The organism is Alishewanella sp. SMS8, from assembly GCF_030737935.1.
Lineage (GTDB): Bacteria > Pseudomonadota > Gammaproteobacteria > Enterobacterales > Alteromonadaceae > Alishewanella > Alishewanella maricola.
This window is the reverse complement of the sequence record NZ_JAPJEA010000005.1, coordinates 156,153-164,945: the sequence shown is the minus strand read 5'-3', so window position 1 is coordinate 164,945 and position 8,793 is coordinate 156,153. Positions and strand designations below refer to the sequence as shown.

The 8,793-nt window shown below is 44.9% G+C and carries 7 protein-coding genes; all 7 read right to left on the bottom strand.

What is annotated here, in order from left to right; genetic code table 11:
• Positions 1-493: 493 nt before the first annotated feature.
• The 7 genes from ORJ01_RS14625 to dapF all read right to left on the bottom strand — a co-directional run bounded on the left by ORJ01_RS14625 (position 494) and on the right by dapF (position 8,785).
• The gene (locus ORJ01_RS14625) at positions 494-1,285 is read right to left on the bottom strand and encodes a hypothetical protein (RefSeq protein WP_306178659.1); all 792 of its coding nucleotides are present in this window, start codon (positions 1,283-1,285) and stop codon (positions 494-496) included.
• Between the two features lie 54 nt (positions 1,286-1,339).
• Positions 1,340-3,421, bottom strand: coding sequence for a GNAT family N-acetyltransferase (locus ORJ01_RS14620; RefSeq protein WP_306178658.1), 2,082 nt, complete (start codon positions 3,419-3,421; stop codon positions 1,340-1,342).
• 3 nt (positions 3,422-3,424) lie between these two features.
• Complete coding sequence (gene uvrD / locus ORJ01_RS14615) at positions 3,425-5,593, bottom strand: DNA helicase II (RefSeq protein WP_306178657.1); 2,169 nt, start codon at positions 5,591-5,593, stop codon at positions 3,425-3,427.
• Positions 5,594-5,684: 91 nt separating this feature from the next.
• Positions 5,685-6,383, bottom strand: a complete 699-nt coding sequence (locus ORJ01_RS14610; protein ID WP_306178655.1) for an HAD-IA family hydrolase — start codon at positions 6,381-6,383, stop codon at positions 5,685-5,687.
• Positions 6,383-7,312 carry a tyrosine recombinase XerC gene (gene xerC, locus ORJ01_RS14605; RefSeq protein WP_306178654.1) on the bottom strand — a complete coding sequence of 310 codons (930 nt, stop codon included), beginning with the start codon at positions 7,310-7,312 and terminating at the stop codon, positions 6,383-6,385. The genes ORJ01_RS14610 and xerC overlap by 1 nt, the downstream gene beginning before the upstream one ends.
• The gene (locus tag ORJ01_RS14600; RefSeq protein WP_306178653.1) at positions 7,299-7,958 is read right to left on the bottom strand and encodes a DUF484 family protein; all 660 of its coding nucleotides are present in this window, start codon (positions 7,956-7,958) and stop codon (positions 7,299-7,301) included. The genes xerC and ORJ01_RS14600 overlap by 14 nt, the downstream gene beginning before the upstream one ends.
• The gene (gene dapF, locus ORJ01_RS14595) at positions 7,955-8,785 is read right to left on the bottom strand and encodes a diaminopimelate epimerase (RefSeq protein WP_226751435.1); all 831 of its coding nucleotides are present in this window, start codon (positions 8,783-8,785) and stop codon (positions 7,955-7,957) included. The genes ORJ01_RS14600 and dapF overlap by 4 nt, the downstream gene beginning before the upstream one ends.
• Positions 8,786-8,793: the final 8 nt, after the last annotated feature.

Below are 8,793 nucleotides of genomic sequence, written 5' to 3'. Positions count from 1 at the left end.
CATTGATAAAACGCTTCAAACCATTGCCACTGCCTCACCAATAGCCTCATAGTGATTTTCTTTATTTGTTAGAGTAGCGTTTTCAATGCTTGATGGCCCAGTGCATTGTCAGCGGTTTAATAAATCGAATTGCTGATCACTGAGGATCTTTCGATAATGTAAGCCTGCTAAACCTTGTAGACCAACTGTGTTGTAATAAGCGAAGCATCCTTTCCGTTATTTCAATGGTTCCTTTCAACTCATAACGTCTTGATTGAATGATATTGCTATAGCAGATTTGAGCGTTGTTTTACTTGATTAAATACAGATGAGAGCTTTTAGAATATCCTGATTTGTTAACATGCCTGTAATATCATCAGAATCACAGCTTTTGGCTACACAGTTATCTCATTAATAAAAATGGCTCTGTAAAGCTGAGCTGTTATTAATAAAATATAAACGTGTCATTATTTATATAATAAATGCGTAAAACAGTAAGTATATTTCAGATTAATTAAGGGCGTTGCAAGTTACCGTTACTATCAACTTGCCATTCTGTCTTGCCAAGGCTATTGATGAAATCTGCGACATCTTCTACTGGGCGAGCAGCGATATATTGCTTTTGTGCGTCAAGAAAAATCAGCCAATCGCCTTCAAACTTATTTAAATCAGCTTCGTTTATTTGAATGTGCATGCCCATGTATAACGGTGGCACGTTTTTCCAGCCTTGGGTAATTCGATAGATATAGCGACTGGTATAGTCTAAATGTAAAAAGTTGGCTTGTTCTATAGCGGTAAGTGTTTGTCTATCTGTAATGTTGACAATAGCTATGGTGCTACTGCGTTGGGCATAACTTTGCAGTAAAGCGGTGCTCTCTTGTTGTTGACTATTTACAGGGTTGGTCAGCAAGGGTTTTGTAATAGGTTCTGCAATCTCTAATGCAAAACGTTGTAGGGCATATTGATCAAGATAATCTTGATATACCATGGTTTTACTACAATCAACTAATGGCATGGGTTCGCGAGGTTTTAAACTTTGCCAAGCTTTAGCGTGGTTAATTGCAAATAGAAAATCTTGATAAGGAATATTTAAAGTGGCTTCAATGATGCTGGTTAATTCTCGTTTCTCAGGCAAACCCAATATTTGATAGTCTTTGATTTGTTGGCATTGAGCATACTGATCAGCAATAACGTTATAACTGGTTTGGGTATGGATAGCTGTTTGTAATAAGTTTCGCTCAGACAACGTAAGATGATCAAGAGTGGGTGCTGTACTACTGAGCAATAATGAAAATAAGCTAAACATAACGTCTCCGAAAATAAGGTCTTACTTTAGCATTAATAATGTAATGACAATAGTTTAGGCTGAATCTATGTGCTGTATTATTGCTTGTTGCATCAGTTTAATAGCGCAAGCTTTGCCTGAGAGTGAAAACCGTTGGCAAACCACTGCCCAGCTTTGTTTTTGCCAAAGTTTAGCAATGAATACTTGCTGCTGCAGCTTTGATAATACGACTGCGTATTGATTAAACCATTGTAGTAACTCACTAATCACGAGTTCAAAGGGGCGTTGATCTGCACTAAATAATTGCAGATTGGTAAGAGTAAGGAGCGTCATGGCGTGTTGAGTTGGCTGAATAAGTTGCAAAAGCAAATCACTCGCTATATTGCTTGGGTAGTCTGGTAATTCTTGATAAAGGCGCGAAGCAAATTCTAGTTTTAGCTGCTGAACCTTTGATACATTTTCTGCCGATAATGCTTTTAGCATAACCAGTGAAGGCTCCGCACTCGCTTTATCAAGCTGCATGCCGAGTCGAATAGCCGCAAAGCCCGCTTTTTGCCAAAAACGCACTAAATCAGCGGAAGCAGCAAAGCTACTGCCAACATAATGATAGCCTTGTTGCTGCAATGGCTTTTCTAATCGAGTTAGCAACTGACTTCCTAATTGCTGTCGTTGCAAATGAGGTGGCACCGCAATACGCATAATGCGCGCCAATTTAACGGTGGCTAATGCCGGGCTGGCCAAATGAAAAGCCAGATTTTGTGCTAATAAATGTCCTTGGATCCGGCGCTCTCCTTGATAGATTGCTTGGCTTAGCGCGTCATCGATCTCTCCCTCTTGGCTGATCAGGGCACAGGCCAGTAATTGTTTATCTTGTTCAAGGGTATAAACACTCAATGCTGGGTTATCTAGCAGTGCTGCCAGATCTTTTACCTGCGTTTGATAATGCGCAAAGCTCAACAAACCAAAGACTTGTTGTAGTTTCTTCGGTTCCGCTAGCCAGTCGCTGGCGTGATAATGTTTGAGTTCAAGGCTTTCAGCAGTGAGCGTCACGGCAGTCTCATCTGTCTGCTTTAAAAGAAAGCTTGATCTAATAATTTGTTCTAGCGGATCTTGTGCTTGATAACGGATAGGTTGAGTTAAACGTAATAATCGCCAATTCGGGCAGCGTTTCGTCAAATAAGGTTGAAAACGTAATTGAAAACCGCGGCCGGTGCCTTCGTAACCATGCTCGGTACTAGCAAAGACGATACGACTATAATGGTTTAGTAATTGTTGTAGTAAGGGCGTGGGTATTGCTGCTGCTTCGTCGATCAATAATAATTCGGCTTCGGGTTGTGAAGCTAATAACTCATCTACAGCAACAAAGCGCAGTGCTGATGAAGCAGAAGCCTCATGTTCGGTAAGTTGCGCAAAATGTGCTAAGGCGACTGCCGCTTGTGCCTTTGCCGGTGCGGTGATCAGTATGTGCTTTTTCCCTGATAGGGCTAAGTGTGCGGCGGCAATACCTAATGCTGCTGATTTACCACAGCCGCGATCGGCAAGTAATAATAATGGCCTGCGCCGATGGCCTGATACGACGTTTAAAATAGCGCTAACTGCGGTAGCTTGTTCAGACGTTTTATAAGGCATGGTAACGTCTAATGTTGCGGAGGTTGCCTCTGCCTTAGGCCAAGTTAAGTTATTAAAAAGTGTTGTGGCGTTGCCGCGCAAAACATTAGCTTGTTGTAATTGCCCAAGCCAAAACGCAATGAAGTAACCAGGGTAATCAGTGGGGGTTGGGTAAGAGCGTAAACGATGATGTGCTGGGTTAGCGAGTTGCTGCCATTGTAATGACTCAGGTGCTAATAATAACCAGAGTCCGCCTGCGGTGAGCGCACCCGCACTGGCCGCAATTTTGTCGGCATCAAAACCACTAAAGGCATTAATAATTAAGCAGTCACACTCAATTCCCAATAGTTGATGCGCTTTGTATTGTCCGATGTTCTGGCATTGCGCTGGTGTATTTGCGCCTAGCCACCAACTATGCGCAGGTTGTAGTGCCATTAACAAATGTTGTGCTTGAGCCAGTAACGACTTTTCATCACCTTGCAAAATAACCGGTAGGCGAATGCGGCAAGCTGCCGCCTTAGCTAACGCTTGTTGCAGTGCAGCAAGCATTTGTTAAACCGCCTCGAGTCGTGCATAAGCAGTCATTAACCATTTGCTACCTAACTGGTCAAAGTTCACTTGAATACGTGACTGTGGGCCGCTACCTTCATAATTTAACACCGTGCCTTCGCCAAACTTTTCGTGTAACACGCGTTGACCCAGTTTAAAGCCAGTATTTTCAAAAGCGCTATGGCTGGCGGCATGACTGTATCGGTTGAGCTGTGCTGGGCGACTGACTTGCGTGGTTAAACGGATCTCTTCAACACAATCATCCGGGATTTCGCGTAAAAAACGTGAGGGTTTTGGGTATTGCTCTTGACCGTATAAACGACGGCTTTGCGCATGGCATAAATACAGTTTTTGCATTGCTCGCGTCATGCCGACATAACAGAGACGACGTTCCTCTTCTAACCGTGTTGGATCATCACCACTTTGCTGGCTTGGAAACATACCTTCTTCTAAACCACACATAAATACTAACGGAAACTCTAAGCCTTTAGCGGAATGTAAGGTCATCAATTGTACGGCATCAGAATGTTCTTCTGCTTGGTATTCACCTGCTTCGAGCGCGGCTTGTGATAAGAAGGCTGCTAACGGGGTCATTTCTTCTTGCAGCACACTGTCGAAGTTCTGACAGGCGGTAACCAATTCATTTAAGTTTTCTATCCGAGTTTGGGCTTTTTCCCCTTTCTCGGCTTGATACATTGCATATAATCCCGACTGCTTAATCACTTGCTCGGCTTGTTCGTGTAACGGTAGCTCGTTAAGATCGGTATCTAATTGCGTGATCAACTGCATAAACTGCTCAATCGCATTCGCTGCTCGGCCACTGAGTTGTTTTTCTGCGAGCATTTGCTCAAGGGCTTGCCATAAGGTCTGTTGGTTAGCACGAGCCTGCTGGCGTACCTTGTTCATGGTGGTTTCACCGATGCCCCGCGCCGGAGTGTTAATTACCCGTTCCATCGCCGCATCATCTTGCCGATTATTCAATAAGCGCAGATAGGCTAAAGCGTCTTTGATTTCTTGTCGTTCATAGAAGCGTAAGCCACCGTATATCCGATAGTGTAATCCTTCTTGGATTAAGGCTTCTTCTAATACCCGCGATTGCGCGTTATTACGATATAAGATAGCGCTTTCGGTAAGTGGATTACCTTTGTTATGCCAATCGCGAATGCGACTGACAATAAAGCGCGCTTCGTCGAGTTCATTAAAAGCGTTGTAAGAAGAAATGGTTTCGCCTTCACTGCCGTCGGTCCATAGATCTTTACCGAGTCGACCACTGTTATTACTGATCACTGCGTTGGCCGCTTTAAGGATAGTGGCAGTAGAACGATAGTTTTGTTCAAGGCGGATCGTATCGGCACCAGCAAAGTCTTTTAAAAATTGCTGAATATTTTCAACTTTTGCGCCGCGCCAACCATAGATAGATTGGTCATCGTCACCTACGATCATCACCTTGGCACTGCTGCCGGCCAGTAGGCGTAACCAGTTATATTGAATAGCATTGGTGTCTTGAAACTCATCAACCAGAATATGCCGAAAACGTTGTTGGTAGTGGTTTCTGACGGCATCATGTGTTTTCAATAATTCAAAACTGCGTAGTAAAATTTCGGCAAAGTCGACTAAGCCAGCACGGTCACACATATCTTGGTAAGCCGCATAAATTTTAACCATTTGTTGTAAGCTAAAATCAGCACCGGCATCAATCATGCCTGGGCGTTGCCCTTCGTCTTTGCGGGCATTGATAAACCATTGAATTTGTTTGGCAGGCCAATGCTTTTCATCCAGATTCAGTGCTTTTAATACACGTTTGACTAAGCGATGCTGATCATCAGAGTCAATGATTTGAAAGCTTTGTGGCAAGTTAGCTTCTTGATAATGCGCGCGCAACATACGATGAGATAAACCGTGGAAGGTCCCCATCCATAAGTTATTTAAGCTAACGCCAATGGTGCTCTCAATCCGACCACGCATTTCTTGCGAGGCTTTATTGGTAAAGGTAACAGCGAGCAAGCTGTAAGGGGCCACTCTCTCTACCTGCATTAACCAGGCTAAACGATGCACCAGCACCCGGGTTTTACCACTACCGGCGCCAGCAAGTACCAGCATATGTTGTGGCGGTGCCGCCACGGCATCGCGTTGTTTATCGTTTAGCCCGTCCAGCAGGTAAGAAACATCCATTCGTCGCTCTCGATTCGCTATTTTTAGCCATTATAACAGCCTTGGTCTAAGCGCCAAGTCATACGCGTGGTATTAGTGTATAAATAACCAGTTATATTAGGTCGCGCAGTTGCTGTAATTGGTTAAAGTGCAAGTGGGGTAAAATTGACACCGGCGTTTGGTAATGGTCAAGCCACGCCGCCTGGCAACCCGCATTTAGGGCGCCCATCACATCAGCGCGATGGCTATCACCAATATGCAATATAGCACTGGGTTGCACAGCTAAACGTTGAGCTGCAACTAAAAAGAGATCGGCATAAGGCTTCATGCGGCCATCAGGGCCGGCTTGCAAGCTAAATTCAAATAAGTCGCCAAGCCCCATTTTTTTGATACAGGCATTACCGTTAGTGATGGCAATCAGTTGATAACGGCTGGCTAGACTTACCAGCAGTTCTGTTACTTCAGGTAACACGCTAATGGTCGTACGTGCATCCCAAAACGCTTGATATGCTAACTCGGCAATTTCGCCTGCTTCGCAAGATGTTAAGCCTAATGTCACTAAACCTGCCTCAACACCCAGTAAGCGCCAGCGGCCAATATCGTGGCGAATGTCGGGGTTGTTTTTCGCTAATAAACGGCGTTGCTGCCACCAAAAATCACTGTGGGTATTTTTTGTCAGAGGGGCATGCATATGCAGGCTTTGCAACATAGCGGCTTCAGCGGCGGCGATCACTGGTTTGTTGTCGTACAGGGTATCGTCCAAATCGAAAGACAATACCGAAATAGGTTGTAAGGCTTTAAATAATTGCATTATTTCTTCCTGGCCCTTGGATGGGCGCTATCATAAACCTTGGCCAGATGCTGAAAATCGAGGTGAGTATACACCTGGGTGGTGCTGAGATTGGCATGGCCCAATAGCTCTTGTACGCCGCGAAGGTCACCACTGGATTGCAATAAATGGCTGGCAAATGAATGGCGTAGCATATGCGGGTGTAAATGTTGGCCTAAGCCTTGCTGTTTAGCCCAATGCAGCACGCGCTCGCGCACTTGCCTTGGAGAAATACGTTGATGCTCAATACTTAAAAAAAGTGCATTGCGGTCTTGTTCGGCAGTGCTGTCGGAGAGAAGCGACGGGCGCATGTTTAACCAAGCCTGCAACGCACGAAGTGCTAACGAACCAACCGGAATTTGGCGTTGCTTATTACCCTTACCGGTAACACGAATTAAGGCTTCACCCTGATTTAAGTCGTTCAGATTAATCGCCACTAATTCGGCTAAACGTAAACCGGAAGAGTAAAACAACTCCAGCATGGCTTTATCGCGGCACGCCAAAATATCTTCAGAGCTATTAAAACTGAGCAATTGACTGAGTTGTTCAATTTCGAGTTGTTTCGGTAAGGTTTTGCTAGCTTTGGGTAATTTTAAAGATAGCGCCGGATTCTCGCGGGTTAAATGGGCTTGTTGTGCCCAGCGATAAAAGCTACGTAAAGACGACGCGCTAAGTGCCAAGCTACGGGCACTGAGCCCTGCTTTGCGAAATTGCAGCAATTGCTGTTGGATATGCGCTTGGCTTAATTTAAACCAACTTTCATGTGCAGGCTGTAAGGCATACGCGAGTTTGCTAAGTTGCTGCTGATAGGTTTGTAACGTCTGTTTGCTGTAACCGCGTTCCAGCCTTAAATAGCTTAAAAACTGCTGCACCGGCTCAGACCAGTGCAGCGGTAGCTCAGCTTTTGACATAAGGCGGTAACACCAAGGCTAACAAGGTAACCAAGTGGCTTAAAAACAACACATCCATACCCGGTTGAAAGTGCTCATCTTGCTCACTACCAAACGCCAAAATAGCCAATGGCTCATTGGCATGGTCAATGCGAAGTAGGGCTACCGAATGCACTTTCGCAGGAAAAATGCCTTGTTGCTCTTCTTTATTTAAACGGCCTAAATAAACCGACTGTTGCTGCAAGCGGCGGCTTAATAACAGTTCATAGGGGGCTAAATCTTGTTGGCCATTTTCTAAACCTAACAAACGACAATGCTTTACTAAGGGCATGGTATCAGCAAATTGCTGTAACGCTGCGGTCAGTTGTTTAAAGCTCGTTGCTTGGTGAATAGCGATATGCAAGGCATTAAGAGCGATGAAGATATGTTCGTTTTGCCGTGCTACCGACATTAAACGTGTTATATCTTCTTCAAGGAGATGAATTTTTTCACGTTGTAATTCAAGTTGTCGCTCGACTAATGACACTGTTCCGCGTTGTTGATGCGGTAAACGCAATTGCGGCAGTAAATCAGGATAGTGCTGAAAAAAATCAGGGTGCTGTTGTAAGTAATCGAGCACCACAGAAGCGGCGAGCAGCTCTTTTTTCTGGATCAGGCTGTCTGTCATAAGGATAATTGTCCATCAAATACATGTTCTGCGGGGCCGGTCATTTTTACCGGTGTACCCGGTCCGTTCCAACGAATTTGTAGGCTGCCACCAGGTAAGTCAACGCGAACCTGTTGCCCCAGTTTCTTTTGAAGTTGGCCTACTACTACCGCAGCACAAGCGCCTGTGCCACAGGCTAAGGTTTCACCAGCGCCGCGCTCCCACACTCGCAACTTAATATGGTGTTGGTTTAGCACTTCCATAAAGCCAATATTGGCTTTTTCTGGAAAACGCTCATGCGTTTCCAGTTGTGGCCCCAGCGTGTGTACATCGGCTGTGGCAACATCAGGCACATCAAGCACCGCATGCGGGTTGCCCATTGAAGCGACACCGCAAAATACGGTTTGTTGCTCTGTCAGCATAATGTAGGTCGCTTCTTGTTTTTGGGCTTTAAACGGCACTTTGGCCGGTTCAAGTTGTGGGATCCCCATATTCACCGTGACTTGACCGTCTTGTTCCACATACAAGGTGATTTTGCCTGATTTGGTACTGACGTTGATCTTAGTTTTATTGGTTAAACCACGATAGCGCACAAATTTAGCAAAGCAGCGGGCGCCATTGCCGCATTGTTCGACTTCTGATCCATCAGCATTAAAAATCCGATAATGAAAATCCAGATCCGGATCGTAAGGCGGCTCAACCATGAGTAGCTGATCAAAGCCGATGCCAAAGTTACGGTCGGCTAATTTTTTGATCTGCTCTTTGGTTAAAAAGACATTCTGACTGACTGCGTCAATCATAATAAAGTCGTTGCCTAAACCGTGCATCTTGGTGAAATTAAGTAACATATGAGCCC

Excerpts from the sequence above, each read along its gene's own strand:
- ORJ01_RS14610 (WP_306178655.1), bottom strand. The coding sequence starts at position 6,383 with ATGCAATTATTTAAAGCCTTACAACCTATTTCGGTATTGTCTTTCGAT.
- xerC (WP_306178654.1), bottom strand. The coding sequence starts at position 7,312 with ATGTCAAAAGCTGAGCTACCGCTGCACTGGTCTGAGCCGGTGCAGCAG.
- dapF (WP_226751435.1), bottom strand. The coding sequence starts at position 8,785 with ATGTTACTTAATTTCACCAAGATGCACGGTTTAGGCAACGACTTTATT.
- uvrD (WP_306178657.1), bottom strand. The coding sequence starts at position 5,593 with ATGGATGTTTCTTACCTGCTGGACGGGCTAAACGATAAACAACGCGAT.
- ORJ01_RS14620 (WP_306178658.1), bottom strand. The coding sequence starts at position 3,421 with ATGCTTGCTGCACTGCAACAAGCGTTAGCTAAGGCGGCAGCTTGCCGC.
- ORJ01_RS14600 (WP_306178653.1), bottom strand. The coding sequence starts at position 7,958 with ATGACAGACAGCCTGATCCAGAAAAAAGAGCTGCTCGCCGCTTCTGTG.
- ORJ01_RS14625 (WP_306178659.1), bottom strand. The coding sequence starts at position 1,285 with ATGTTTAGCTTATTTTCATTATTGCTCAGTAGTACAGCACCCACTCTT.